We start from the raw sequence: 25,940 nt of genomic DNA, 5'->3' as shown, positions 1-25,940 counted from the left end.
CCGGGCTTTTCAAGGTTTTTTTATTTCTGAAACGGAATTTTGATTTCTAACCGGAAGACGGGGTGGCGGTAGGTAAAATCCAGCCTGCCAAAAGCGCTCTTCACCAGTTTTTGAATGATATACGTGCCCATGCCTTCATGAGGGCCGCTTTTCGTGGAACGGCCAAACGATTGATACAGTGTATCGAGCACTTTTGGGTCCATGCCAGGCGTGCTGTTTTCACAAATCAGCACATAAAGCCCGCTTCGCAGCGAGGTTTCCAGCTTAATCTCCGCTTTTTCTTGGGTCTCCGCCGCGCTGTCGAGCGCATTTTCCAATATGTTGCCGACCAAGCTGACCTGATCAGCTGGTGAAAACGGAAGTGAAGAAAGCGGTGTATGCATATGCAGTGAAACCGTGATACCTGAAACACGTGCTTTTTCAAGAAAATCATAAAGCACTCCTGCAACGTACGCATTCTCTCCCTTCAAAAAACGGTCATATTGACTGTACTGATCCGCCCAGTTTTGAATATATGCTTGTGTATCTGCCTTGGACTGCGCTGAACGGATCGCTGTTATATGCTTCATTGTGTCGTGATTCCGGCTTCTGACGTCCATCAGCATTCGATTGGCATGCTGTTCCGCTTGAGTCAGCTGAACAATTTTGTCAGAAAACCTAGCCAGCGAAGCAGACTGTCCGATACGGAGCCCTTCACATGCTGCAAATATCACGATCACAAACAATGCCGGTAATATAGTCGCGCCATTCAGCACAGCCGCCGCTGACATCAATTGGATCACAGCAATCCACGCACAAAGCTGGAAGGAACAGCGGTCCCACACCCGCTTCGTTTTCCATAGGTACAATCCTGCTGCCGCTGCGCCTAAAGCAGCGGTGAGCCAAGAGAGGGCTGTACTGTGCGAAAGAGCAGCAGCCCCCTGATAAAATATGAAACTAAATAAAAACAGATAAAGACATTGAAAAAGGGTAATCACATCCTGAACTCCTCAAAAATAATAGTTTTGAAAATAATCAAGCTGCTGCTTGGTGATCATCGCTTTTTTAGGCGTTCCCTCAAAGGAAACCGTAAACGAATGCTTTGTATAAGCGGAAAAATGTTTTATGTAATGAATGTTGATAATAAAGGATCGGTGCGAACGGAGAAAATCCTTCTCCGGCAGATCGCCTTTAATATCATTTAATGTTTGATACGTCTGCACTTCTTCGGCGGTTGTCACAATCGTCGTCGAACGTCCCGTCCGTTCTGCGAAAATGATATCCTTTTTTTGCAGAACGTGCATTTCAGATTTTTGCTTAATCAATATCCGCCCATTCAAACTCGTTTCCGTTTTCTTTTTCAAATAACGTTCGAAGGAAGCGTTCAGCCGGTCGGCATGGTACGGCTTCATAATATAATCATGGACATTCAGGTCAAAGGCGTGAACGGCATAGCCGCCGTTGCCGGTGACGAAAATCACATCCACATCAAGCGAATGGGATCTGATCAAATCAGCAAGCTCATAGCCAGACATATGAGGCATCTCGATATCGGCAAGCAGCAGATCAATGTCTCCGGTCTTCACCCGGCTGTAGGCTTCCTCCGCTGAATCGGTGGAAAAGACAATTTCGACATCCTGCATTCTGGATACAATCGCTTCCAGTTTCTCTAAATCTACTCGATAGTCATCGACAAGTCCGACTTTTACCATTATCATTCCCCTAGTTACATAGAATCATCTTTATTCTATCCCATTTCGCGACATAAAAAGAACTCTTCGCGACAACTTTATCCAACAAATCCAGCATTTCGTATATAGTCATTACTAGAAATAACGAAAAGGGAGATTGTGACATGATTACACTGACCGATTGCAGCCGCAGGTTTCATGATAAGAAAAAAGTAGTCAAAGCGGTGCGAGATGTAAGCCTAACAATTCAAAAAGGAGAAGTCGTCGGCATTCTCGGAGAAAACGGTGCCGGCAAAACGACGATGCTGAGAATGATTGCTGCCTTGCTTGAACCGTCACAGGGTGCAATCACAGTAGCCGGCTTTGACACGGTCAAGCAGCCGGCCGAGGTCAAAAAAAGAATCGGCGTCTTATTCGGAGGAGAAACCGGACTTTACGACAGGATGACCGCTAAAGAAAATCTGCAATATTTCGGCCGGCTGTATGGGCTAAACCGTCACGAGATCAAAGCCAGAATAGAAGATTTATCGAAACGGTTCGGCATGCGCGATTATATGAACCGCAGAGTGGGCGGGTTTTCGAAAGGCATGAGGCAGAAGGTCGCGATAGCCAGAGCGCTGATTCACGATCCTGACATCATTTTATTTGATGAGCCGACAACAGGGCTTGATATTACATCCAGCAACATCTTCCGCGAATTCATCCAGCAGCTGAAAAGAGAACAAAAAACCATTCTTTTCTCCAGCCACATTATGGAGGAAGTGCAGGCGCTCTGTGACAGTGTCATCATGATTCACAGCGGAGAGGTGATTTACCGGGGAGCGCTTGAATCATTATACGAGAGCGAGCGCAGTGAGGATTTGAATTACATCTTTATGTCTAAGCTTGTCAGGGGGATTTCTTAAATGCTGAGCCATATTTATAAAAAAGAAATGATCGACGCTTTGCGTGACAGAAAAACGATTTTACTCACGATCTTAGTTCCGATGATTACAATGCTCGGGCTTGTCTTCTTTTATGAAAGCATGCTGTCCGACAAAGGGGAGCAATACACACTGGCTGTCGGCCATTCTCTGTCGCCCGCACTGGAAAACAAGCTCAATGCGATTGACGAGATCAGCGTAAAAACATTTGCAAAGCCTAAAGAAGCGGTTGATGATGGAAAAGCAGATGCCTATCTGAACGTCCCGAAAGAGTTCAACTCATATGTCAACAGCATGACGCCTTTTGAGGTTGATGTGTATGGCAATTCAATCGATCAAGGGTCGTCAAATGCCATGCAGCTTGTGCAGTCTGCCTTAGATCAATACAAAAATGAAATTGTGCAGGAACGTTTAACCGATAAACATATTGATCAATCGGTGATCCAGCCGTTTACGATTCAGCAAAAGGAAGCGGACGAGGAGAAAGGGGCTTCCGCTATTATGATTTCTGCGATTCTGCCCATGCTGATCCTAACATCCATTGTTTCCGGCGCAATGCCGATTGCTCTTGATATCATGGCCGGGGAAAAGGACCGGAAATCAATCGAGGCGCTGCTGTTGACGCCAGTCAGCAGAAACAAAGTGCTGGTCGGCAAGTGGCTTGCGGTTTCTACTTTTGGAGTTGCCTCAGGTGTATTGGCTTTGGTGTTTTTGATTTTGTCCACCGTGTTATTTACCGAAAATTTAAAGACGGCCTTCCAGCTTGGAGATCATATGTGGGCTGTAATCGGCGCTTCAGCTTTAATCATCGTGCTTTCTGCATTGCTGATCTCTGCGATGGAGCTTTTCATCAGCATCATTTCCAGCTCGGTAAAAGAAGCGCAAAGCTATATGTCTCTCGTCGTCTTTCTGCCTATGTTCCCGATGTTTTTCATCTTCAGCAAGGCACCGAACCAATTTGATTTATCGTACTTTGTCATCCCGTTTCTGAACCTGCATGCGTTATTCAAACAGCTTTTATTCGGGATGGTTGGCCCGGTTGCCATTTTGTGCACGTCAGGAACCATTGCCGTGCTTATCGCCATTTTCTATTTACTGGCCAGAGCCTGTTTCTTGAAAGATAAATGGGTTCTGCCAAAATAAACTTGCAAAAGGAGAAATACACTTTCTCCTTTTTGTATATCCTGAAAAAAGAAGGAAAATAGAAAAAGGATATCTAATACAGAAAGTGACCCTGCACTATTTTTCATCAAAATTGGTTTCAAAGGAGAAGGAACAATGGATCAAACACGTACACTTGGCAAGACGAAGCTGCAGGTGAAGCGGATCGGATTCGGTGCGAATGCGGTCGGCGGGCATAATCTATTTCCGAACCTGAATGATGAAACAGGGAAAGATTTGGTGCGCACGGCATTGGATGGCGGCGTGAACTTTATCGACACCGCCTTTATATATGGACTGGGGCGTTCCGAAGAACTAATCGGCGAGGTCGTGCGGGAACGCGGCGTGCGGAATGATCTCATTATTGCTACCAAAGGGGCCCATAAAGAAGTGAACGGCAGCATTGAACTAGACAACAGCCGTGAATTTCTTCGCGGCGAGGTGGAAAAGAGCCTGAAGCGGCTGAAAACAGATTACATTGATTTGTATTATGTTCATTTCCCGGATGGCAAAACGCCTCTCGCTGAAGTGGCAGGCACGCTGAAGGAGCTGAAGGATGAGGGGAAAATCAAAGCGATCGGCGCTTCGAACCTCGACTATCAGCAATTGCAGGAATGTAATGCAGACGGCTATTTGGAGGTCTTTCAGGCAGAATACTCGCTTATTCAGCGTGATGCCGAAAAAGAGCTGCTTCCGTACTGTGAAAAACACGGCATTTCCTTTATTCCTTATTTTCCGCTCGCGTCCGGACTGCTGACAGGAAAATTCACGAAAGACACGGTCTTCGAAGACTTTAGAAAGGACAAGCCGCAATTTCAGGGAGAAACGTTTATTCACAATCTCAAAAAAGTAGACAAGCTGAAAGCGGTAGCGGAGGAAAAACAAGCGGAGACGGCACATGTCGCCTTGGCGTGGCTGTTAACGAGACCGGCGATAGACGCCATCATTCCAGGTGCTAAGCGTCCGGAACAGCTGAAGGATAACCTGAAAACCTTGAACATAGAACTGACCGAAGATGAGTCGAATTTCATCAGTGAGATTTTCACATAAAAAAGGAAATAGCCTTGGAGGCTATTTCCTTTTGGGGTTTTATTCTTTAATGAATGCTTCGACTAATTCTGCTGCTCTGTAATCGTCCATATCAAGCTGCCATTGGTCGATGTCATTTTTCTTCATTTTCACTTCAACCGTTTTTTCAGATGAAGCCGGCCCGAGCTTTTTGAATTCCTCAGGATATACTTGAAGCGCGTATTTCACAGCTTCTTCATAGCTTGCGCCAGCATTTTTGCTGTAGTAGTCTTTCACTCTGTCTTCGATGCGGTCTGAGAGTGAAGATGCATCTACTGGTTTAATTGTGGCTTCAACAATCGCTTCGTCTTTGGAGATCGAAGTTGTTTTCGCCTGAATGGAAGAGTTTTTGCTTAATCCCGCTTTAATGCCGTTCACGATATTATCAAGCGCTTTGCTGTCCGCATATGTGCTGGAAAGGCCGGAAGCTGAGAGATAGCCGTCTTTGGCGGACTCGTTGAAATCATTTACAATTTCATTTTTGTTGGCACCGGTGATTTTTTCGAAATCAGCGTTGTCTTTACCGAAAAGAAGGACATCAACATAAGCTGATAACGCTTTTGCAGAGTCTTGGAGCTGGTCTGCTGTCGCAAGGATTTTTTTGTCTTTTCCGTCAATTTTGAAAGTAACTGATTTCGGCTTTTTATCACCGTAAGATTCCGGTGTATAGTTAAGCTCGTATTTCTCGCCTTTATCTACAACGAAGAAAAGGTTTCCTTCAACCGATTTGTCAGCGTTAATCGTGCTGCCTTGAAGCTTTTCGTTATAGTCTTCAGGATCTGTGTCAGACATTTTGGTATCACCTTGATACAAAGTGAAATCCATACTGTCTACATTAAGCGGTTCTTTTCCTGTGTTTTTCACAGCGACATTGACTTTTAACACAAGCTGGTCATCTGAAGTGGACTTATCATACTGAGACGGAAGTGTATAAGAGACATCTTTGATTTTGACTTGAGCTATATCTGAGCTTTTTTCTGTTTCTGAATTTTTCTTCTCCGCGCTTGTTTTGCTTCCGGAACAAGCAGCTGTAAACATCATCAGCAGAAGAATTAGGAAAATAGCGTACGTTTTTTTCTGAAACATTCATTTTTCCTCCTCAAATGGTTTAGGGAAGGGAGTCTTTTGTCTTTAAGAAATGGATCTTTTTGAATGGATTAGCATCATATAACCAAAAAAATCAGTTCTTTTCTCACGGTTTTCACCGGATTTTCTGGAAACTCCGCCCTTCTTTGTCATGAATGGACCTATAAAAAGTTACAACGGAATTAATTTTAAGATTATTAGCTTTTATATTGAATAGGTTCATCATACTATTTTTGGTGAAAAATGTTCTGGTAAAACTGGTAAACTCAGAAATTTGTGTATTTTAGACTACTACTTTTTGATTAGTTGAAGGGGACATAAGAATAATGAAAGGGGCCGTCTTGGTGAAAAAAGAGGAACTGAAACAAAAAGCACTGGAAATCGGCCGGGTGCCGACACACTTAAAACTGGAAATTGAAGATTATGGCGATGATGAGAAAAGAGCACATTTTTGTTGGGTAGATCCTCAGGATGAACACATCGGCATTATCGTGGAACTTGGGACGGACGGGCAGCCGGAATCCCTTTCCCGTGATATTGAGCCTGAAAGCGAAGAAAGGCTGTCTGAGCAGCAATTAGAGGATATCATGCGCCAATTTGTCGAGACTCATTATCCTAGCGCGCTCTCTGCCTTTGTCCGTGAAGAAAATGACCGTACATACGACGATAAAGTGAGATTTTCATATGTTCAAATAGAAGACGAGCTTCCTCTTCCCATGAGCGGATTTATGGCTGAAGTTTCCTTATCAGGTGATATCATTTACTTCCGCTATTATGGCAAAGCGGGCAGCATCATCAAGCCAAAGCGGGTCGCGGATTATGAAGAGGCGCTTGCCTTCATCAAGAAGGACGTGGAGTTCGACCTTTTGTTTGAGGTTCTCCATCGTTCTGTTTACAAAAACGGGGACGATCAGCCGCATTTGGTGTATGAGCCTGAATGCAGGGCCATTACCGTACCTGCAGATTTGGTTCAAGAAGAAAAAGAATTTGATGAAGACGATGACAGGGAGCGGGAAAGCTTTCCTCTCCCTTTATTCGAGGGCATTCACGAAAAGGCTGATCCTGGCAACATGATCGGCATCGAAAAAGGTTTTGTCAAAGAGCGGGAAGCGGATTTGGGAGACGGGAGAATCAAGACCGTTTGGCGGAATCCGGATGATCCTGTGTATCAACCGGCTGATAAAAGCATGGACAGCTGGTTGAAAGGGCGGACTCATCAAGTGCTGAAAACCATCCATAACAAAGAAACCGGAAAACTCGAAGGCGTCATGTCATTTATGGAGAAAAAGGGGCCGTTGACAGTAACTGAGGCAGAGTGCGAAAAAATTGCGCTTCGCTTCCTGTTTGCTTTATTTCCGAATGCCGATCAATATTTTAAGATCAGGTACGATGAGCCGGATGAAGAAGAAAACGCAGTCGCTGGTTTTACATTTGAAGCGCACTGTCACGGGGTCCCGCTCCGGTTTGGGCAGATCAGAATCTGCGTCAGCCGCCAGACAGGGCACATTACCGTTTATATGGGACCGGATATTGACCCAAAGGAGCTGGAAACCATTCATCCCGTTCCGGCCATTTCTGCAGAACAAGCCAAGTCTATTTTTTGGCAGCATTTTAGAGTTGAGCTGGGCTGGGAGAGAGAATACCGCGATGATGAAGAACACACCTACCGGCTCGTCTACAAACCGGTGTATCCGCGTTTTATTGAAGCCCATACAGGAGAGCCCGTTATCAGTTCATGGTAAAACAGTCAAAAGTCACACAAATGCCGCAGGTGTAAAAGGTGATATGTGATGAAAGTAGCAGAAAGGATATTGAAAAACAATGACAATAATAGAAAAGGACCTTTCTTCACTTTAAATGAAGAAAGGTCTTTTTATATAATAAACAGGATTCTCTTTGTCGTAGACTCTTTGAAAGGATGACTTCATTGGTTACTAAACAGCTGAAAAAGAAGGCGCAAGAGATCGGGAATGTACCGCCTCATTATGAGCTTGAGATAGAAGATTACGACCAGAAGCAAAAGAAGAAGGGGCAGGCATATTTCATCTGGAAGGACCCTGAAGATCCGGAAAAGCACATTATAGTTGAACTCGGAAATGATGGTGCTTTACTCACCTTTTCAACAACCGTGCGCTCTGAGGCAGACAAAAAACTTCCAGATGCCGAGCTGAAGCTGACGGCTCTTCAGTTTGCTGCTGCCAACCATCCCGGCACATTTATGAAGTTTCATTTTCAAGGCAAGGAAGAACGGGGGCAGCACGTCCGTTTTGTCTATACCAAAATGGAACTGGGGCTTCCGCTTCCCAATTCAGGCTTTTTAATTGATATGACACGCAGCGGACAGATTGTCCATTTTTTATATTACGGAGAAGAGCATAAAGCCGAAGTTCCAAAGGAATTTGTAGCAAAAGAGAAGGTAGTGTCTCATTACTTAAATACAATGTCTTTGCAGCTGATGTACGATGTCATTGATGGCGAACAGTCACCCAGGCTTGTGTATGAACCGATTCTGCCGGGATACAGCTATCCCGCGGATGTAGACGAAATCGTGCCCGACCAGCATATTGCAGATGAAAGAATAGAAAACGGGGCGCCCCTGCCGCCGCTTCAGAACACGGACGAAATCGATATATATGCCATGCTGGGCCTCACCTCTGATATGCAGAAAGTCAGTGAAAAGGACTTTGGAGAAGAAATGGGAAGCACGTGGCGCAAAGGCACTGCGCCGGAGCGGAAGGATTTAAGCATAGGAAGCTATTTTGAAACGAGAAATAAAAACACAATCAAAATGAAGACTGATAAAAGAACAGGAAAATTAAAAGCGGCGATCTCTTTTATGGACCAGCGGAACACCCGCCAATGCTCAACGGAAGAATGCCAGGAGACAGCGCTTCAATTTTTGTATGCCCTCTATCCAAGAGCGGCTGAGTTTTTCAGAGTGAATCCCGTCCGAATTGATGAAAGAGGGAGAGTCCGCAATCATTTTTCTGTCTGGTATAAAGAAGTGCCGTTGCGATTCGGCGCTGCCCGCATCATTGTCAATCCGGAAACCGGAAAGATTGACGCTTTTATGGCACCGGATATTGACCCTGAACAATTAGAAACAATAAATCACAGGCCGGATGTTTCAGCTGAAGAAGCGAGAGAAACGTTTTTAGCCGCTTTTGATGTGAAGCTGGAATGGCAGCCTGATTTTACAGCAGGCAGCGATCAGCATTACAAACTTGTATATAAGCCGGTTTATCCTTCCTATATTGATGCGCACATAAGGAAAAAGAAAAGGCTGTGAGGGTGTCTAGTCAGGAATCATCTCCAGGTGGGGGTAATCCTTGAATCGTTTCCAGTCCCCGCCCCACTTAAAACCGAGTTTCTTAGCAATCTCGACAACCTCCAGCCAATCTGATTTTCCGTTTTGATTGCCGTCATATTCCATATCCCATATGATGCTGCCATCCTTTTTTTGAAGGGCGAAATCAATAGCTAAACCATAGTTATGATACGATTCCCCTCCTCTTGCATAGGTGACAATATTCCCTTTTTTTGTTCGTCCCTGTTTATATAATTCGTCTTGTTCCTTAAAGGACCTGAATCCTTCTGTAATGACAACGCTAATGCCTTTATTCGCTGCTGCGGCCTTTAGAGCGTCGGCATTCTGCTTCACAATCGGATGAAGAGCCGAAGGAACAGGCATATTCTGCAGGGCGTTTTGAGAATGCCATTCGTGCCGTATATAACTAAAACACAGATCAAGAAGAAACAGAATACATAAGATAACGGATGTTTTTGCGGATAATTTCATATCGGTCTCACTTTCTCATGATGTGTTGAATGTTAACGCTTTTAAGAGATTGACTCTCTCTAAAAGAGAACAGCTATGATAAAATATAACATAAATAGTAGCAGGAGGAAGGAGGCAGACCGATGAGAGCAAAGATTCCATCTGAAGAAGTAGCAGTAAAGCTAAACGAATGGTACAAGTTCATTCGCGCATTTGAAGCAGATCAAGCAGAAGCGTTAAAGCAGGAGATTGAATACGATTTAGAAGACATGGAAGAAAATCAGGACTTGCTTTTATATTTTTCTTTGATGGAATTCCGGCATCGAATCATGCTCGATAAGCTGATGCCGGTGAAAGACAGCGACACCAAGCCTCCGTTCTCTGATATGCTGAAAGAAATTGAAAGCAATCAGCAAAAACTCACAGGCTTATTGGAATACTACTTTTATTATTTCAGAGGAATGTACGAATTTAAGCAGAAAAATTTTATATTAGCGATTGACCATTATAAACATGCCGAGGAAAAGCTCGAGTATGTCGAGGATGAGATCGAAAAAGCTGAGTTTCTTTTTAAGGTTGCCGAAGTGTATTATCACATCAAACAAACATATTTTTCCATGAATTATGCGAGCCAGGCGCTAGATATCTATACGAAATATGAACTGTACGGGCGCCGCCGTGTGCAGTGTGAATTTATCATCGCCGGAAATTTGACCGATGTCTATCATCATGAAAAAGCGCTGACACACTTGTGCAGCGCCTTAGATCATGCAAGGCAGCTTGAGGAAGCGTATATGATCGCCGCTGCCCATTATAATGTCGGACACTGCAAGTACAGTCTGGGTGATTTCAGTGAAGCGGAGGGCTATTTCAAAAGAGCCGCCGCCATTTTTGAGGAGCACAACTTTCAGCAGGCCGTTCAAGCTGTTTTTTCACTGACCCATATCTACTGTAAACAGGGAAAATACGACAAAGCGGGAGAGATGTATGACCGCGGGATAAAGAGCGCGGCTGAATGGGAAGATGACATGTACTTAACGAAATTCCGCCTCATTCATGAGCTGTATCTTGGCGACGGCGACCGGAGCGTGCTTGAAGAATGCTTTGACCTGCTGGAATCCCGCCAGCTTCTTGCCGATGCTGAAGAACTGCTGCATGATACAGCGGAACGCTTCAATCAGCAAGAACGCTACGAGTCCGCCGCATTCTTTTACCGCAGGCTGATGAACATAAAAAAAACGCTTGCCGAGCAGCGTTTTCAATAGAAGATGGCAGAGAACATACAGGTTCTCTGCTTTTTTATGCTGTTTCCAACCCGGAAAAATAGGGTATTTTCCACTGCATAATGAAAATTCAGAGGAGGATATCGTTTATGTATAAAGACTTAACCGGAAAAACAGCGATTGTGACAGGCTCTTCAAAAGGAATCGGGAGAGCCATTGCGGAACGGTTCGGACACGAGAAAATGAATGTTGTCGTGAACTATCACAGCGATCCGTCGGGAGCCGATGAAACTGTGGACATCATTAAGAATAACGGAGGGCAGGCCGTCGCAGTTGAGGCGGACGTGTCAAAAGAAGAAGGGATTCAGGCGCTCTTGGACGCCGCTTTAGAGCATTTTGGCACACTTGATGTGATGGTGAACAACTCCGGCTTTAACGGCGCGGAGGCCATGCCGCATGAGATGAGCCTTGAAGATTGGCAGAGAGTCATTGATGTCAACGTCACCGGAACCTTTATGGGAGCAAAAGCAGCGCTTAGCCACATGATGAAAAACAATATCAAAGGCAATGTGCTGAATATCTCGAGTGTTCACCAGCAGATCCCGCGCCCCGTCAACGTTCAGTATTCCACGTCCAAAGGCGGTATCAAGATGATGACAGAAACGCTTGCGCTCAACTATGCGGATAAAGGAATCCGCGTCAACGCGATAGCACCCGGCACCATTGCCACAGAATCAAATGTTGATACGAAAAAGGAAGAGAGCAGGCAAAAACAACTGAAAAAAATCCCGATGAAAGCCTTCGGAAAACCGGAAGAGGTGGCGGCAGCAGCTGCTTGGCTCGTATCTGAGGAAGCAAGCTATGTGACCGGCACAACACTCTTCGTCGATGGCGGAATGACACTTTATCCGTCTCAGCTTGAATAGAACACAAAACAGGGGGACTGCGGGATGAAAACAGAGTGGTGGAAGGATGCGGTGGTGTATCAAATTTATCCAAGGAGCTTTCAGGACAGCAATGGAGATGGAATTGGAGACTTGCGGGGGATCATTTCCCGTCTTGACTACATAAAGGAGCTCGGGGCAGATGTGATTTGGATTTGCCCGATTTATCCTTCTCCGAATGTTGATTACGGTTATGATGTGACGGACCATAAGACGGTTATGGATTCATACGGAACGATGGATGATTTTCACGAGCTGCTTGACCAGGTGCACCAGCGAGGGTTAAAGCTGGTGATGGACTTTGTGTTAAATCATACCTCGGTCGAGCATCCGTGGTTTAAAAAAGCGGAGCTGGACAAAAACAGCAAATACCGCAGCTATTACTTTTGGCGCCCCGGCACAAAGAACGGCCCGCCGACGGACTGGGTGTCTGACTATGGATGCCCGGTTTGGCAATACGAGGAGCATACGGGGGAATATTATCTCCACATGAATGCTGTCAAACAAGCTGATTTAAATTGGGAGCATCCTGAGGTGCGCGAAGCGGTATTTGACATGATGAGATTTTGGCTCGACAAAGGGGTGGACGGCTTGCGCATTGACCAGCTCCACCTCATCTCTAAGAAAGAATATCTTCCTTCGTATGAGGACTATATCAATCAGCAGGCAGAGCCGAAGCCTTTCCAGCCAAATGGCGAACGAATTCATGACTATTTAAAAGAAATGACAGATGAAGTATTTTCCCGGTACGATGTCATGTCTGTCGGAGAGGTTGGCAGTGTCACACCGGAGGAAGGGCTGAAGTATACGGGAACTGATAAGCATGAACTAAATATGATTTTTCATTTTCAGCATATGGAGCTTGACCAGCAGCCCGGAAAAGAACATTGGGATCTGAAACCCCTTGAGCTTTCTGATTTAAAATCGGTTTTGACAACATGGCAAAAGAAGCTTGAACATCAAGGCTGGAATACATTGTATTGGTGCAACCACGACCAGCCCCGGATTGTGTCCAGGTTCGGAGACGATGGGGAATACCGCAAAGCATCTGCGAAAATGCTGGCCACCGTTCTTTATCTTATGAAGGGCACGCCGTATATTTATCAGGGAGAAGAAATCGGGATGACAAACGCGCCGTTTACCCGGATTGAGGACTACAAAGATATCCAAACGATCAATATGTATCATAAACGGGTGTTTGAAAAAGGCTATGATCCAGAAGATGTGATGAGATCGATCTTAGCCAAAAGCAGGGATCACGCCCGGACACCGATGCAGTGGAGCAGCGGCAAGAATGCAGGATTTACTGACGGCACGCCCTGGCTGAAGGTCAACCCGAACTTCTCGTCCATCAATGTGGAGGAAGCTCAGACAGACCCTGATTCGATCTTAACCTATTACAAAAAGCTGATCAGCCTGAGAAAGCAGTATGCTGACCTTATCAAAGGGAGCTATGACCTTTTGCTTCCGGATGATCCGCAGCTGTTTGTATACATGAGAGAAAACGGCAAACAGCAGCTTTTGTCGGTCAATAACTTTTCAAAAGACCAAGCTGTTTTCCGATGGCCTAAGCACTGCGGCAAGGAGCAATCATCCCTGCTTCTCAGCAATTATAAAAACAACGGTGATCTTGCTGATGAAATGGTATTTCAGCCTTACGAGAGCAGAGTGTATCTTTTCGACAAAACAGTCAAATGACTCAGCCCGGCATTTTCAGCCGGGTTTTTTCAAGTACATATATTCATGCTGCAGACGGGAAGAATAAAATCAAAATGAAAATTAATCTTGCAAAACGTAATGACTTCGGTTTATTATGATATAGGATTACAAAATCGTTATCATTTTGATTTAAGTCACTATGAAAAAGAGGGGATATACAATATGTTTAAAAAATGGAGCGGTTTGTTTGTGATTGCAGCGTGCTTTTTATTAGTGGCAGCATGCGGCAACTCATCAACAAAAGGGTCAGCGGATTCGAAGAGTGATAAACTGCACATTGTCACAACGTTCTACCCGATGTATGAATTTACGAAACAAATTGTAAAAGACAAAGGAGATGTGGATCTGTTAATTCCATCTTCCGTCGAGCCTCATGATTGGGAACCGACGCCGAAAGACATTGCCAACATTCAAGATGCCGATTTGTTCGTTTATAATAGTGAGTACATGGAGACGTGGGTGCCGTCAACTGAAAAAAGCATGGGCCAAGGCCATGCCGTTTTCGTTAATGCGAGCAAAGGCATTGATTTAATGGAAGGCTCTGAAGAAGAACATGAAGAGCACGGAGAGCACGAGGAACATGAACATGGGGAGCATGAGCACAGCCATGCAATGGACCCTCACGTATGGCTCAGTCCTGTTCTGGCGCAGAAAGAAGTTAAAAATATTACGGCGCAAATCGTAAAGCAGGACCCGGATAACAAAGAATACTATGAGAAAAATAGTAAAGAATATATTGCAAAACTGCAGGATCTTGATAAACTATATCGTACAACCGTAAAAAAAGCGGAGAAGAAAGAATTCATTACGCAGCATACAGCTTTTGGCTATCTGGCAAAAGAATACGGTTTGACGCAGGTTCCGATTGCAGGGATTTCGCCCGACCAAGAACCGAGCGCAGCCGACTTGGCAAAGCTGAAAACATATGCCAAAGAACATAACGTAAAAGTTATTTACTTTGAAGAAATTGCATCCTCAAAGGTCGCAGATACGCTCGCCAGTGAAATCGGCGCGAAGACAGAAGTGCTTAATACACTGGAAGGCTTAAGCAAAGAAGAACAGGATAAAGGTTTAGGGTATATCGACATTATGAAACAAAACCTCGATGCCCTGAAAGATTCACTATTGGTTAAATCATAAGATAGTGTGCGCCGGAGGGTGCACACTATTTCTTTGTGAGAAAGGAAGATTGACATGAATCTCGTCTCATTGAAAGATATCGTTTTCGGCTATTCCCACACGCCTGTTTTGGATAAAGTATCACTTGATATTGAAAGCGGTGAGTTTGTCGGCATCACGGGACCAAACGGCGCCTCTAAATCAACGCTCATGAAGGTGATGCTTGGCATGCTGAAACCGTGGGAAGGCACGGTGACGATCAGTAAAAGGAATACAGAAGGAAAACGCCTGACAATAGGGTACGTCCCGCAGCAAATTTCTTCATTTAACGCTGGCTTTCCGAGTACGGTGCTGGAGCTTGTTCAGTCAGGCCGCTATACAAAAGGGAAATGGTTTAAACGTTTAAATGAAGAAGATCATATCGAAGTGGAAAAAGCGCTGAAAATGGTGGAAATGTGGGAGCTTCGCCACCGGAAAATCGGCGACTTATCTGGCGGACAGAAGCAGAAAATCTGTATCGCCAGAATGCTTGCCAGCAATCCGGACCTCTTAATGCTGGACGAACCGACAACAGCCGTTGACTATGACAGCAGAAAAGGATTTTACGAATTTATGCACCATCTCGTGAAAAATCACAACCGCACAGTTGTGATGGTTACTCACGAACAAAATGAAGTACAGCAATTTTTAGATAAAGTGATTCGATTAGAGAGAGGAGAAAAAGGCGGATGGAAATGTTTGACTTGGAATTCATGCGACGAGCTTTTCTAGCAGGCGGCATGATTGCCATCATGGCCCCGATTTTAGGGGTGTATCTCGTTCTCAGAAGACAGGCCTTAATGGCTGACACACTTTCGCATATTTCATTGTCGGGTGTTGCCATCGGCTTTTTCCTCAGCACCAATATTACCGCGGCGAGCATAGTCGTCGTGACCATCGGCGCTATCGGGATTGAATACATGCGGCGGGCATATCGGACGTATTCAGAAGTATCCATTGCCATCTTAATGGCGGCTGGTTTGTCCTTCGCGATGTTTTTAATCAGCCTTTCAAAAGGCACCGCCAATATGAGCATCGATCAATATCTATTTGGTTCGCTCGTGACAGTAAACCAGCAGCAGGTGTATATTATCGGCATCATTACGTTGCTGATTTTGCTTTACTTTATCGTACTGAAAAGACCGCTCTACCTGCTGACGTTTGATGAAGCAACAGCAAAAACATCCGGAATAAACACAAACGTTCTGTCGATGTCATTCAGTATCGTCACAGGCCTTGCGATCTCGGTCATTATTCCGATCATCGGGGTTCTTCTTGTATCAGCCCTGCTCGTATTGCCGGCAGCATTCGCCATCAGAATTGCTAAGGGCTTTAACATGGTATTTATCACAGCCATACTCATTTCGTTATTTAGCGTATTTATGGGACTGACATCATCTTATCAGCTCGGAACGCCGCCAGGGCCGTCCATTACCCTGCTTTTGATCGTTCTCCTGCTGATCGGATTTGTGGTTCAGGGAGTTTGGATGTTTATCAAAAAAGAAGCCCAGCGTAAAAAAGGGCGTCAGTAACATGAAAAGCAGTTTTCCCTAGGGAAAACTGCTTTTTTTATAGAAACAATTCAGCAAGACGTTCATAAGATTCTTTTTTCGCCTCAAAATCAAACACATTGCATAGAACCATAATTTCATTTGTTTCATAGCGGTCTGTGAGCTCTAAAAGCTGCTGTTTGACAGTGTTTGGAGAACCGATCACCATCCGCTTTCTGTTTTCCTCTATAAGTTTTTTATCGGACTCTGTGTAGGGATGCGCTTTTGCTTCCTCGATGGTCGGCACGCGGCTATCCAAGCCTTTTCCGACGCGAAGAAGCCATAAATCCTGGCTTAATGTGAGCTCTTCTGCCTCTTCATCTGTTTTTGCGCAAATGACAAAAATCGTAAACAAGGCGGACGGGGACGAGAAATGGGCTGATGGCTGAAAGCTTTCCCTGTAGACGCGAAACGCATTTTCTCCTCGTTCGGGGTTAATGAAATGCCCAAACACATACCCAATGCCCTGGTGCGCCGCGCGTCTTGCGCTGTTTTCACCGAGACCGAGCACCCACAGCTCCGGTGCAGTGTCAATAAGGGGCGCCGCTTTGATTCCGGCATACGGATGCCCGGCAGGAAGCGAATCCGTGAGAAAATAAGAGACATCCTGCAGCTGTCTGTTAAAATCGGTTAAGCTTTTTTTCACCCCGTCCGTTAAGGCAAGACGGGTTTTTGTCGTGCCGCCGGGGGAACGCCCGACGCCAAGGTCAATCCGGTTTGGATACAGTGCCTCAAGCTGGCGAAAGGTTTCGGCCACCTTAAATGGGCTGTACTGGGGCAGCAGCACCCCGCCTGACCCGACACGAATCGTGCTTGTCTGTGCTGCGATGCGGGCGATCATGATTTCAGGCGCTGTGCTTGCCAGTCCTTTCGTGCTGTGATGTTCGGCAAACCAATAACGTTTATAGCCCCACTGTTCGCTTAATTGGGCTAGCTCAACCGAATGCTGAAGAGTCGTCACAGGGCTTTTTCCTTTAGAAACAGGTGCCTGATCAAGTATGCTTAAATGAATCAAAAGGCCGCTTCCTTTCTGTCTGTTTTTAGAATGTGACACAAGAATAGGCAAAATGACTCGCTCACGTCAAATGGTTTGTTTAAGATTTGTACTTCATAGCATTTGCAAAACATATAGCAAATATGGAAGGTTTTTTTCGAGGATTTTCGTCAATTATTCTTAACTTTAACGAAACTTTGATATAATAACAAACGTATATATTAATAATTTACGGCTTATTTTCCATGTGAGCGTAAAAATAAATGTGACTATCTTCACATTTCGATGAGTAGGAGTGAATCGTGTGGCAATTTCTTTAGAAAAAGGTCAGCGAATTGATTTAACAAAAGGAAAAGCCGGTCTGTCAAAATTGATGGTCGGTCTCGGCTGGGACCCGGTTTCTTCAGGCGGGGGGTTTTTCAGCAAACTGCTTGGCGGAGGCGGTGCGAATATCGACTGTGACGCTTCAGTGCTGATGCTGGAAAACGGAAAATTCACCGATAAAAAGAATGTCATTTATTTCGGCAATCTGAAAAGCCGCTGCGGCAGTGTAAAGCACACAGGCGACAACCTGACAGGCGACGGTGCGGGCGATGACGAGCAAATTATGATAGATTTGGAAAAAGTGCCTGCAAACATCGATAAGCTTGTATTTGTTGTTAATATTTATGATTGTGTCAGAAGAAAACAAGATTTCGGCATGATTCAAAATGCGTTTATCCGTGTGGTTGATCAATCGAATCATGAAGAAATGCTCAAATACAATTTGAGAGACAATTATGCCGGCAGAACAAGCTTGATTACAGCAGAAATCTACCGCAGCGGCAGCGAGTGGAAGTTTGCGGCGATCGGTGAAGGCACAAATGATACGAGATTAGAAGATATTATCAGCCGATACGCGTAAAAGAAAAAAAGGAGTGGATGAAACATGGCAATTTCATTGGCAAAAGGACAAAAAGTAGATTTGACAAAAACAAATCCGGGTCTTTCAAAGGTTGTTGTCGGTTTAGGCTGGGATACGAATAAGTATGACGGCGGGCACGACTTTGACCTTGACTCAAGTGTATTTCTGTTAGATGCAGCAGGGAAATGCGCGTCTCCAAACGATTTTATTTTCTACAATCAGCTTGAAGGCGGCAACGGTTCAGTCGTCCACTCAGGCGATAACCTGACAGGCTTAGGCGAAGGCGACGATGAGAATGTAAAGGTGAATCTCAGCGCTGTGCCGGCTAACATTGATAAAATCTCATTTGTTATCACAATTCACGAAGCGGAAGCACGCAGCCAAAACTTTGGACAAGTATCAAACGCGTTCGTTCGCATCGTAAATGAAGAAACAAATGAAGAGCTCATCCGTTATGACCTTGCGGAAGATTTCTCTATTGAAACGGCAATCATTGCAGGGGAGCTTTACAGACATAACGGCGAGTGGAAATTCTCCGCTATCGGCTCAGGCTACCAAGGCGGTCTTGCCCGCATCGCAACAGACTACGGTTTGCAAGTCGGTTAAGACCAATTACGAAGAGCAGAAAGGAGAGAGGCAGTATGGCCATTCAATTATCAAAAGGACAGCGCATTGATTTAACGAAAACAAATCCAGGACTCACAAAAGCAGTGATCGGCTTAGGCTGGGATACAAACAAGTACTCCGGCGGGCACGATTTTGACCTGGATGCTTCAGCCTTTTTAGTTGATGCGCATGATAACTGCGTGAATGATCTCGATTTCGTCTTCTATAATAACCTTGAACATCCGAGCGGCGGTGTCATCCATACGGGTGACAACCGCACGGGTGAGGGCGACGGAGATGATGAGCAGATTATCGTTGATTTTTCGAAAATCCCTGCTCACATTGAGAAAATCGGCATCACAGTGACCATTCACGACGCAGAAGCACGCAGCCAAAATTTTGGACAAGTTTCCAATGCGTTTGTGCGCGTTGTGGACGAAGAGACGCAGAATGAGCTTCTTCGCTTCGACTTGGGAGAAGACTTCTCCATTGAAACAGCTGTTGTCGTTTGTGAGCTTTACAGACACGGCGGCGAGTGGAAATTCAATGCGATCGGCAGCGGTTTTTCCGGCGGACTGGCTGCATTGTGCCGGAACTACGGTTTGCAAGTGTAAGCGAGTGACAAATAGAGAAGTCACCGTTTTAAATTAATAGGAGGAAAAAACTTGGACTTTTTACATCATATCATGTCTACGTATGCTTCATTTTTCGATTGGAAAATGTGGGGAGAGGTATTGTCTGATCCTGTTTCCTGGGGTCTGATCGGTTCCCTTGTTGTTCTGGAAGGCCTTTTATCGGCCGATAACGCGCTTGTTCTTGCGGTGATGGTCAAACACCTGCCGGAAAAACAGCGGAAAAAAGCGTTAACGTATGGTTTGTTTGGAGCTTATATTTTCAGGTTTATTTTCATCGGGCTCGGTATGCTCCTCATTAAATTCTGGTGGATCAAGGTGCTTGGCGCGCTTTATCTCGCTTGGCTCGTCATTAAGCACTTCTGGATCGGCGAAAAAGAAGAGGAAGCGGACGGCATTAAGAAAAATTCTTGGATGGTCCGCACATTCGGTATCTTCTGGGCAACTGTTATTTCAGTTGAATTGATGGACCTTGCCTTCTCTGTGGACAGCATCCTGGCCGCATTTGCGGTGTCAGAAAAAGTATGGGTGCTTCTGATCGGCGGTATGCTTGGTATTCTAATGATGCGTACAGTGGCAAAAGTATTCCTTGTCCTGATTGATAAAATTCCTGAGCTCGAAAACACAGCATTCGTGTTAATCGGAATTATCGCGCTGAAAATGGCGGCAAGTGCTTTCCATTACGAAATGCCGCACTCTGTATTCTTCATTATCATTATCGCTGCATTTGCGGTAACCTTTATCATTCACTACATCAACAAACAAAAGCAGGTGCGTGAACAAACAGCCGCTTCAAAAGAAGAATAAAACAAAACAAGGAGGGAGGTTCAATATCCTTCCTTTTTTGTTACAGAAATATCGTCCGATGACAAACCGGAAAGGAGGATATGATGAGACAAGAAGAATTAACCATTCATAAAGCGGTCCCGGCTGATGGGGATTGGAAAAGCCTGCTGTTTCAGCCATTGCCCGAGCGGGATCACTATGAAACAGAACAAGGCCTTTCTTTTTCTCGTCTTGCCGGGCAGATATTGGGTACGCCTATTGATGAGACGGACTACTATAACGAGCTGTATGAGCTGTCTGTAAACGATCGCATTACCATTCTGAGTGAAACGCTTGATAAAACCATCGAGCCGGAAACATTTCAAAAGCTCCAGCATATTCATTCCATCAACCAGCAGGAAAAAGGGCTGTCGGTCAGCCGCTTTGTTGCCTTTCTGGACGGGGAAAGGCTGATTGCGAAGCACTCGAATCCCTTGATGCACCGCCATTTAAGAAAAGCGCTGATGACGCTTTTACATACCTTTGCAGACAGTCATGAGCAGGGGCTAAATCATCCTGATTTTCGCAGAGTGCTGCTTGATGTCTCGAAGTTTTCTTTGAATCACCTGAATCCTTGGCTGGAAAAAACCGATATAGAGCGGGAGATGCCAAAGGTTGTTTGGTACGGAGATGCGACGAAAAGCCAGCTCTATTTCTTATATTATCTGATGTTAGTCGGCTGCGATGTTCTGCTGTTCCATCCGGCGGGAACCGATCAGCTGGCGCTTGTCGAACCGATGCAGGAGCTCAGTTTTACGGAAAAACTCCCGGATGTTTCGGAGCTTCAGCCGTTTCCGAAAGAAAAACCGGACCGGAAATCAACAGTGGCCTACCGCTCAACAAAGGAAATTGAACATGTGCTGAATCACGAGGAATCCATGCTGTACAAGCCATGGCAATTTAGAGATCACACGCCGATGTCTGTTACGCTGAAAACGACCTATGATGAACTGTTTTTAATCACGAAAGAGCGCGCCTTTATTCGGCCGAATTTCAAAGCTGATAAACACTCCATCGAGATTCCGAATGTATTTGCTAAGGTAATGGGTGTGTCGAAAGACAATAAAGAATATTGGAACAGGCTTCATACATTAGCAGATTATCAGGAAACAGAAATGGTAAGAAGCTTTCCGTTTACAGAAGAAATAAAGTCAAACTATCAATTTCATTACAGCCACGCGCTTGACCATGAGGGGAACATTGACCCTGACAAGCTGATGGCAAGCAATGTATGGCAGTACAAGCAGCTTCCGGCGGGCGTTCAGACTGCCATTGCCAAAACGATTTCGAGAATGTGCAGGCACCCGAGGCTTAAGGCTTTGCATCAGGAGCAAGTCAAGGATGTTCAAATTTACTTGTTTAAACAAACAACAAACCTGCCTGCTAAACTGCTGAAATTGATTCAAATGTTCGATTATGCGCAAACCGTTCCGAAACTCGTTTTATATCATACGGAAATGAGCGGCGGACTCACGCGTTCAGATGCTGCAGCCCTGCTGTTCCTGAATGAAATCGGAATCGATATCATCATTTATAACCCACCCGGCCATCAAGACATTGAGCCGTTTATTGAAGAGGATCAGTATGATATCCACTGGCTGGACGACATGGTGTTTCAGCAGGACTATAAAGAGCCTTCGCTTGTGAGAAGGCTGTTCAGAACGATTACCCAAAAGTAAGGAGAGAAGAAAAGCATGACAACAGAAAATCAAAACCCGCTTGTTCTCGATAAAAACGAAGAAATTTCCCAGCAGAAAGCTGACGATATCCGTCTCCAGCTCCGTCAAGAACCAGAGGTGAAGCGGCTTGTACAGCAAATTGACGTCAAAAACCAAATGGAACTGCTTGAGTACGGGAAGGAGCCGGCCGTTGAAATTTCCAAGTTCTCTGACCGCATCTTAGGGATGATGAAAACAACAAGCGTGACAGACTCCGGCACAATGCTGACTCAGCTTGGGAAAATCATGGACCGCTTCGACAAAAATGATTTTGATGAGCCAAAGGGATTGATGGCGAAAATTTTCAAACGCGGCGGCAGCATGATTGAAAAAATCTTTAAAAAGTACCAGACGCTTGGCGGAGAGATTGAAAAAATCAACGTTGAGATTTCGAAATATAAAGATGAGATGACGAAGACGAACTACACGCTCGATGAAATGTATGAAAACAATATCAAATACTATATGGAGCTTGAAAAATACGTCGTTGCCGGACAAATGAAGCTGGAAGAGATGCAGTCGATCCTTCCTTCATATGAAGAAAAAGCGGCAAGCGGAAATCAGCTGGCGCAAATGCAGCTCGATACACTGCGAAACGGCATTCAGGCGCTTGAGGAACGGGTGTATGATCTGGATATGGCACGGATGGTGGCTCTTCAAACGGCACCTCAAATCCGTCTCCTGCAGCGCGGAAATGCAAAGCTGATCGGGAAGATCAACTCCGCGTTCATCATCACCATTCCGATTTTCAAAAACGGCATTATTCAGGCCGTTACCGTGAAACGCCAAAAGCTTGTGGCTGACTCCATGAGCGAGCTTGACCGCCGGACAAACGAGATGCTGAGACGAAATGCTGAAAACATCTCGAGCCAAAGTGTTGAAATTGCCAGAATGGCCGGCAGACCGAGCATAGATATTGAAACGATCGAATCGTCTTGGAACACGATCGTCAGCGGCATGCAGGAAACAAAACAAATCGAAGAAGAAAACAAACGCCTTCGCGAAGACGGCGCAAGACGTATTGCCCAGCTGCAGGATAATATTAAAAAAGCAGCATTGCAGCAATAAAAAACCCCCCGCTTGTGAAACATAAGCGGGGTTTTTCATTTACATCATTTAGTTAATGACAATGTGTAAAGACAGGTGTAAACTTAAACGGTAATTATTTTGCATATCAGAGGTGTTGGCAATGGGAAAACAACAGCCTATATCCCAGCGTAAACTGCTGGGCGTCGCCGGCTTGGGGTGGCTGTTTGATGCAATGGATGTCGGAATATTATCGTTTATTATCGCCGCGCTCCATGTGGAGTGGAATCTGTCGCCCGAAGAAATGAAATGGATCGGAAGCGTCAATTCCATCGGCATGGCTGCGGGTGCGTTTTTGTTTGGTCTGCTGGCTGATCGAATCGGCCGGAAAAAAGTGTTTATCATTACCCTTTTGTGTTTTTCGATCGGAAGCGGCATTTCAGCTTTTGTGACGAGCTTATCGGCATTTCTTATTCTTCGTTTCGTGATCGGAATGGGGCTTGGCGGCGAGCTTCCAGTCGCTTCAACACTCGTTTCGGAAGCGGTTGTGCCTGAAAAGAGGGGCAGAGTGATTGTGCTTCTGGAAAGCTTTTGGGCTGTTGGCTGGCTCGTAGCCGCACTGATTTCTTACTTTGTGATCCCGAGCTTCGGCTGGCAGGCTGCCTTGCTGTTAACCGCGCTGACTGCTTTTTATGCTCTGTACTTGCGGACGAGTCTGCCTGATTCACCGAAATATGAGTCGCTTTCTGCCAAAAAGAAATCGGTGTGGGAGAATGTAAAAAGCGTCTGGGCAAGACAGTATATACGGGCGACAGTGATGCTGTCGATCGTTTGGTTCTGCGTGGTGTTTTCTTATTACGGCATGTTCCTGTGGCTCCCGAGTGTCATGCTGCTAAAAGGCTTCAGCATGATTCAAAGCTTTGAATATGTCCTGCTGATGACGCTTGCTCAGCTTCCGGGCTATTTTTCTGCCGCCTGGCTGATCGAAAAAGCGGGCCGGAAGTGGATACTTGTCATTTACCTGATTGGTACAGCAGGTAGCGCCTATTTCTTTGGAACGGCGGATTCCTTAGGCCTTCTGCTTACAGCTGGAATGCTGTTATCGTTTTTCAATCTTGGGGCGTGGGGCGTGCTATATGCCTATACACCGGAGCAATACCCGACAGCGATTCGCGCAACAGGTTCGGGAACGACAGCGGCGTTTGGAAGAATCGGCGGCATCTTCGGGCCTCTGCTCGTCGGAACGCTCGCAGCCCGTCATATTTCATTTTCAGTCATCTTTTCAATCTTTTGCATTGCAATCTTACTCGCGGTTGTTTGTATTTTGATTATGGGAAAAGAAACGAAACAAACGGAGCTTGAATAGGAAGAGCACCTCTTGAATGAGGTGCTTTTTTACATTTGCACTCGGGCTTCAGTTTGGCGTTTTCCGATTTTTCTGATTGTCTGGTAGAGCGCCATAGACAATATGAAAAGAATGGCAGTAAATCCTGTGACGGCTCCGAAATGCTGTGTGCTTTGATACAAAAAACCTGCAACACATGTGCCGACAGTGGTTCCTGCATACATAGCGGCATTGGAAAGGGAAGCAATGGTTCCTCGAGCGTTTGGTGAAATGGATTGAAAGACACCCATCATTAACGGAAAGATAATGCCAGCTGTAAAGAAAGTGAGAAAAAAGCTCGTTTCCACTAAAAATAAGTGAGGAAAGAAAGGGAGACAGAAATAGAGAGCCCCCATCAGCAGCATGCCGCCGATCAATGTCTGAAACATGCCCAGCTTTGCTGAAATTCGGCTGCCGATAAGACTTCCGAGCATATTCCCCAGTCCGAGTACAAGCATAGCAGCGCCAATTTGCGAAACGGTTAAATGATAATCCGCAGAAAGCCAAGTGCCTAGAAAGCTGAACGAAGCGAAATTTCCGGTTTGAAAGAGAAAATAGGCAAGCAGGATGACCGTTGTTTTCGGCAGTGAAAACAGCTCCCGATATGGATTCAATATTGACGGACGGGGTGAAGAAGGACGAATATCAGGCATGGCCGCCGCCAGAATCAATAGAAGAACAAGCGAGCAAGCTGACAGAACGAAAAATGGCGTATGCCATGTAAAGGAAGCGAAAAACCCTCCGATGGGAAGTCCCAGCATTTGTGAAGCGGCCAATCCTGCTGTCGCAATCCCCATGCTTTTTATGATCTGAGAAGGCGGGACGATGACAGGGATGGACGCCCAAATTTGAGGCGTCACAAACGCAGCACTAACGCCTGCGGCAAAACGGAACAGGCACATGGCGGCAAAAGAGGGAGCGATGCCGCATAAAAACGTGGATACGATAAAGCCTGCAAGTCCCCACAGCATGACTGTTTTCCTGTTAAGCCGGTCTGAGATCGGGCCCGCAACCAAAGCGAACAGCGCATAACCGAGCGCATAAGCACTGACCATCCAGCCTGACAAATCGGTAGAGACATGAAACTGTTCCTGTAAAAGCGGGAGAAGCGGCGAAAGCAAAAAGGTATCCGTGCCAATGACAAACATCACACTGAAAAAAAGCCAAATATGTTTCAAATTTTGTCACTCCTATAGTTTTATAAGTTTGAAACTATGAAACAGATATGTATAGAGAAAACCCTGTTTTAGAGGGTTTCCAAAAAGCCTGGGAGGTATGTTTGAAATGTGTCTTCACGCAGGCTGACATATTTTGTCCGCGAATCTTTCCGGGTTGCCGTCAACCCCGCTTCACGCAGCGTTTTAAAATGATAAGATGCTGTGGTTTTGACAATATTGCATTTTTCACCTACTTCACCGCAGCTGAGTTCTTTTCCGCTGTAATAAAGCGTACGAATAATGGCAAGCCTCGATTCATCAGACAGGGCTTTAAAAATTTGGGCTCTGATTTGATCATCTGTTTGTTTCATAGTCATGAAACTATAATACAAAATCGGGGTTGGAAAAGCAACT

Annotated in this window: 26 protein-coding genes; 18 read left to right on the top strand and 8 right to left on the bottom strand. The window is 45.3% G+C overall.

Annotated features, from left to right (window positions below):
• Positions 1 to 20: 20 nt before the first annotated feature.
• Positions 21 to 977: a two-component system sensor histidine kinase NatK gene (gene natK / locus KHQ79_RS18885; protein WP_119913347.1), complete on the bottom strand. Its 957-nt coding sequence runs from the start codon at positions 975 to 977 to the stop codon at positions 21 to 23.
• A gap of 12 nt (positions 978 to 989) precedes the next feature.
• Complete coding sequence (gene natR / locus KHQ79_RS18880) at positions 990 to 1,691, bottom strand: two-component system response regulator NatR (protein WP_003241280.1); 702 nt, start codon at positions 1,689 to 1,691, stop codon at positions 990 to 992.
• A gap of 143 nt (positions 1,692 to 1,834) precedes the next feature.
• Here natR and natA point away from each other — a divergent pair, with 143 nt between their 5' ends.
• From natA to KHQ79_RS18865, 3 genes are all read left to right on the top strand, one after another.
• Positions 1,835 to 2,575, top strand: a complete 741-nt coding sequence (gene natA, locus KHQ79_RS18875) for a sodium ABC transporter ATP-binding protein NatA (protein ID WP_064815247.1) — start codon at positions 1,835 to 1,837, stop codon at positions 2,573 to 2,575.
• Entirely contained in the window at positions 2,576 to 3,736 is a 1,161-nt protein-coding gene (natB, locus tag KHQ79_RS18870) for a sodium ABC transporter permease NatB (protein ID WP_225516530.1), read from the top strand.
• Positions 3,737 to 3,871: 135 nt separating this feature from the next.
• Entirely contained in the window at positions 3,872 to 4,804 is a 933-nt protein-coding gene (locus KHQ79_RS18865; protein WP_003241274.1) for an aldo/keto reductase, read from the top strand.
• A gap of 39 nt (positions 4,805 to 4,843) precedes the next feature.
• On the opposite strand, the gene KHQ79_RS18860 is transcribed toward KHQ79_RS18865, so the two are convergent.
• Together KHQ79_RS18860 and KHQ79_RS18855 are read right to left on the bottom strand one after the other, a co-directional pair.
• Complete coding sequence (locus KHQ79_RS18860; RefSeq protein ID WP_225516528.1) at positions 4,844 to 5,908, bottom strand: DUF4352 domain-containing protein; 1,065 nt, start codon at positions 5,906 to 5,908, stop codon at positions 4,844 to 4,846.
• A gap of 45 nt (positions 5,909 to 5,953) precedes the next feature.
• On the bottom strand, positions 5,954 to 6,061 hold the full coding sequence (locus tag KHQ79_RS18855; protein ID WP_119913350.1) for a hypothetical protein: 108 nt from the start codon (positions 6,059 to 6,061) through the stop codon (positions 5,954 to 5,956).
• 173 nt (positions 6,062 to 6,234) lie between these two features.
• Between KHQ79_RS18855 and KHQ79_RS18850 the strand changes: the two genes are divergently transcribed.
• Positions 6,235 to 7,650: a YcdB/YcdC domain-containing protein gene (locus KHQ79_RS18850; protein WP_225516526.1), complete on the top strand. Its 1,416-nt coding sequence runs from the start codon at positions 6,235 to 6,237 to the stop codon at positions 7,648 to 7,650.
• Between the two features lie 185 nt (positions 7,651 to 7,835).
• Entirely contained in the window at positions 7,836 to 9,197 is a 1,362-nt protein-coding gene (locus KHQ79_RS18845) for a YcdB/YcdC domain-containing protein (protein ID WP_225516524.1), read from the top strand.
• Between the two features lie 6 nt (positions 9,198 to 9,203).
• Here the strand turns inward: KHQ79_RS18845 and cwlK are convergent, their stop codons facing one another.
• Complete coding sequence (gene cwlK, locus KHQ79_RS18840; RefSeq protein ID WP_225516522.1) at positions 9,204 to 9,707, bottom strand: peptidoglycan L-alanyl-D-glutamate endopeptidase CwlK; 504 nt, start codon at positions 9,705 to 9,707, stop codon at positions 9,204 to 9,206.
• 122 nt (positions 9,708 to 9,829) lie between these two features.
• On the opposite strand from cwlK, the gene rapJ reads away from it, so the two are divergent.
• The 6 genes from rapJ (at position 9,830) to znuB (ending at position 16,262) form a co-directional block, all read left to right on the top strand.
• Positions 9,830 to 10,951, top strand: a complete 1,122-nt coding sequence (rapJ, locus tag KHQ79_RS18835; protein ID WP_225516520.1) for a response regulator aspartate phosphatase — start codon at positions 9,830 to 9,832, stop codon at positions 10,949 to 10,951.
• A gap of 107 nt (positions 10,952 to 11,058) precedes the next feature.
• On the top strand, positions 11,059 to 11,835 hold the full coding sequence (locus KHQ79_RS18830; protein ID WP_003241260.1) for an SDR family oxidoreductase: 777 nt from the start codon (positions 11,059 to 11,061) through the stop codon (positions 11,833 to 11,835).
• Between the two features lie 24 nt (positions 11,836 to 11,859).
• Positions 11,860 to 13,551 carry a glycoside hydrolase family 13 protein gene (locus tag KHQ79_RS18825; protein WP_225516518.1) on the top strand — a complete coding sequence of 564 codons (1,692 nt, stop codon included), beginning with the start codon at positions 11,860 to 11,862 and terminating at the stop codon, positions 13,549 to 13,551.
• Positions 13,552 to 13,734: 183 nt separating this feature from the next.
• A complete protein-coding gene (locus KHQ79_RS18820) occupies positions 13,735 to 14,712 on the top strand; it encodes a metal ABC transporter substrate-binding protein (protein ID WP_003241254.1) in 978 nt (325 codons plus the stop codon).
• A gap of 54 nt (positions 14,713 to 14,766) precedes the next feature.
• Positions 14,767 to 15,462: a zinc ABC transporter ATP-binding protein ZnuC gene (gene znuC, locus KHQ79_RS18815; protein WP_003241253.1), complete on the top strand. Its 696-nt coding sequence runs from the start codon at positions 14,767 to 14,769 to the stop codon at positions 15,460 to 15,462.
• The gene (gene znuB, locus KHQ79_RS18810) at positions 15,420 to 16,262 is read left to right on the top strand and encodes a zinc ABC transporter permease ZnuB (RefSeq protein WP_003241251.1); all 843 of its coding nucleotides are present in this window, start codon (positions 15,420 to 15,422) and stop codon (positions 16,260 to 16,262) included. The genes znuC and znuB overlap by 43 nt, the downstream gene beginning before the upstream one ends.
• A 37-nt stretch (positions 16,263 to 16,299) precedes the next feature.
• Here the strand turns inward: znuB and KHQ79_RS18805 are convergent, their stop codons facing one another.
• On the bottom strand, positions 16,300 to 17,295 hold the full coding sequence (locus tag KHQ79_RS18805) for an LLM class flavin-dependent oxidoreductase (RefSeq protein ID WP_003241249.1): 996 nt from the start codon (positions 17,293 to 17,295) through the stop codon (positions 16,300 to 16,302).
• Between the two features lie 283 nt (positions 17,296 to 17,578).
• Here KHQ79_RS18805 and KHQ79_RS18800 point away from each other — a divergent pair, with 283 nt between their 5' ends.
• From KHQ79_RS18800 to niaP, 7 genes are all read left to right on the top strand, one after another.
• Positions 17,579 to 18,178, top strand: coding sequence for a TerD family protein (locus KHQ79_RS18800; protein WP_003241247.1), 600 nt, complete (start codon positions 17,579 to 17,581; stop codon positions 18,176 to 18,178).
• A gap of 24 nt (positions 18,179 to 18,202) precedes the next feature.
• Positions 18,203 to 18,784, top strand: coding sequence for a TerD family protein (locus tag KHQ79_RS18795; protein WP_003241245.1), 582 nt, complete (start codon positions 18,203 to 18,205; stop codon positions 18,782 to 18,784).
• A 35-nt stretch (positions 18,785 to 18,819) separates the two neighbouring features.
• A complete protein-coding gene (locus tag KHQ79_RS18790; RefSeq protein ID WP_003241242.1) occupies positions 18,820 to 19,398 on the top strand; it encodes a TerD family protein in 579 nt (192 codons plus the stop codon).
• A 51-nt stretch (positions 19,399 to 19,449) separates the two neighbouring features.
• On the top strand, positions 19,450 to 20,223 hold the full coding sequence (locus KHQ79_RS18785; RefSeq protein WP_003241239.1) for a TerC family protein: 774 nt from the start codon (positions 19,450 to 19,452) through the stop codon (positions 20,221 to 20,223).
• Positions 20,224 to 20,306: 83 nt separating this feature from the next.
• The gene (locus KHQ79_RS18780) at positions 20,307 to 21,920 is read left to right on the top strand and encodes a YceG family protein (RefSeq protein WP_133488583.1); all 1,614 of its coding nucleotides are present in this window, start codon (positions 20,307 to 20,309) and stop codon (positions 21,918 to 21,920) included.
• A gap of 15 nt (positions 21,921 to 21,935) precedes the next feature.
• Entirely contained in the window at positions 21,936 to 23,027 is a 1,092-nt protein-coding gene (locus KHQ79_RS18775) for a toxic anion resistance protein (protein ID WP_003241234.1), read from the top strand.
• Positions 23,028 to 23,148: 121 nt separating this feature from the next.
• Positions 23,149 to 24,351: a niacin permease NiaP gene (niaP, locus tag KHQ79_RS18770; protein ID WP_003241231.1), complete on the top strand. Its 1,203-nt coding sequence runs from the start codon at positions 23,149 to 23,151 to the stop codon at positions 24,349 to 24,351.
• A gap of 29 nt (positions 24,352 to 24,380) precedes the next feature.
• Here niaP and KHQ79_RS18765 read toward each other — a convergent pair whose 3' ends face one another.
• Together KHQ79_RS18765 and KHQ79_RS18760 are read right to left on the bottom strand one after the other, a co-directional pair.
• Positions 24,381 to 25,547 (bottom strand): MFS transporter, encoded by a 1,167-nt coding sequence (locus KHQ79_RS18765; protein WP_225516516.1) that lies wholly within the window; start codon positions 25,545 to 25,547, stop codon positions 24,381 to 24,383.
• Between the two features lie 68 nt (positions 25,548 to 25,615).
• Positions 25,616 to 25,918: an ArsR/SmtB family transcription factor gene (locus KHQ79_RS18760; RefSeq protein WP_080010733.1), complete on the bottom strand. Its 303-nt coding sequence runs from the start codon at positions 25,916 to 25,918 to the stop codon at positions 25,616 to 25,618.
• Between the last annotated feature and the right edge of the window lie 22 nt (positions 25,919 to 25,940).

The sequence above is a fragment of the Bacillus sp. TSO22 genome, assembly GCF_020223595.1.
GTDB lineage: Bacteria > Bacillota > Bacilli > Bacillales > Bacillaceae > Bacillus > Bacillus inaquosorum.
The sequence above is the reverse complement of the archived record's forward strand: the minus strand, read 5'-3'. Positions and strand labels throughout refer to the sequence as shown.

Bases quoted from the DNA above. Each gene is read 5' to 3' on its own strand.
- natR (WP_003241280.1), bottom strand. From the start codon at position 1,691: ATGGTAAAAGTCGGACTTGTCGATGACTATCGAGTAGATTTAGAGAAA.
- natA (WP_064815247.1), top strand. From the start codon at position 1,835: ATGATTACACTGACCGATTGCAGCCGCAGGTTTCATGATAAGAAAAAA.
- natB (WP_225516530.1), top strand. From the start codon at position 2,576: ATGCTGAGCCATATTTATAAAAAAGAAATGATCGACGCTTTGCGTGAC.
- KHQ79_RS18865 (WP_003241274.1), top strand. From the start codon at position 3,872: ATGGATCAAACACGTACACTTGGCAAGACGAAGCTGCAGGTGAAGCGG.
- KHQ79_RS18860 (WP_225516528.1), bottom strand. From the start codon at position 5,908: ATGTTTCAGAAAAAAACGTACGCTATTTTCCTAATTCTTCTGCTGATG.
- KHQ79_RS18855 (WP_119913350.1), bottom strand. From the start codon at position 6,061: ATGACAAAGAAGGGCGGAGTTTCCAGAAAATCCGGTGAAAACCGTGAG.
- KHQ79_RS18850 (WP_225516526.1), top strand. From the start codon at position 6,235: ATGAAAGGGGCCGTCTTGGTGAAAAAAGAGGAACTGAAACAAAAAGCA.
- cwlK (WP_225516522.1), bottom strand. From the start codon at position 9,707: ATGAAATTATCCGCAAAAACATCCGTTATCTTATGTATTCTGTTTCTT.
- rapJ (WP_225516520.1), top strand. From the start codon at position 9,830: ATGAGAGCAAAGATTCCATCTGAAGAAGTAGCAGTAAAGCTAAACGAA.
- KHQ79_RS18830 (WP_003241260.1), top strand. From the start codon at position 11,059: ATGTATAAAGACTTAACCGGAAAAACAGCGATTGTGACAGGCTCTTCA.
- KHQ79_RS18825 (WP_225516518.1), top strand. From the start codon at position 11,860: ATGAAAACAGAGTGGTGGAAGGATGCGGTGGTGTATCAAATTTATCCA.
- KHQ79_RS18820 (WP_003241254.1), top strand. From the start codon at position 13,735: ATGTTTAAAAAATGGAGCGGTTTGTTTGTGATTGCAGCGTGCTTTTTA.
- znuC (WP_003241253.1), top strand. From the start codon at position 14,767: ATGAATCTCGTCTCATTGAAAGATATCGTTTTCGGCTATTCCCACACG.
- znuB (WP_003241251.1), top strand. From the start codon at position 15,420: ATGGAAATGTTTGACTTGGAATTCATGCGACGAGCTTTTCTAGCAGGC.
- KHQ79_RS18795 (WP_003241245.1), top strand. From the start codon at position 18,203: ATGGCAATTTCATTGGCAAAAGGACAAAAAGTAGATTTGACAAAAACA.
- KHQ79_RS18790 (WP_003241242.1), top strand. From the start codon at position 18,820: ATGGCCATTCAATTATCAAAAGGACAGCGCATTGATTTAACGAAAACA.
- KHQ79_RS18780 (WP_133488583.1), top strand. From the start codon at position 20,307: ATGAGACAAGAAGAATTAACCATTCATAAAGCGGTCCCGGCTGATGGG.
- KHQ79_RS18775 (WP_003241234.1), top strand. From the start codon at position 21,936: ATGACAACAGAAAATCAAAACCCGCTTGTTCTCGATAAAAACGAAGAA.
- niaP (WP_003241231.1), top strand. From the start codon at position 23,149: ATGGGAAAACAACAGCCTATATCCCAGCGTAAACTGCTGGGCGTCGCC.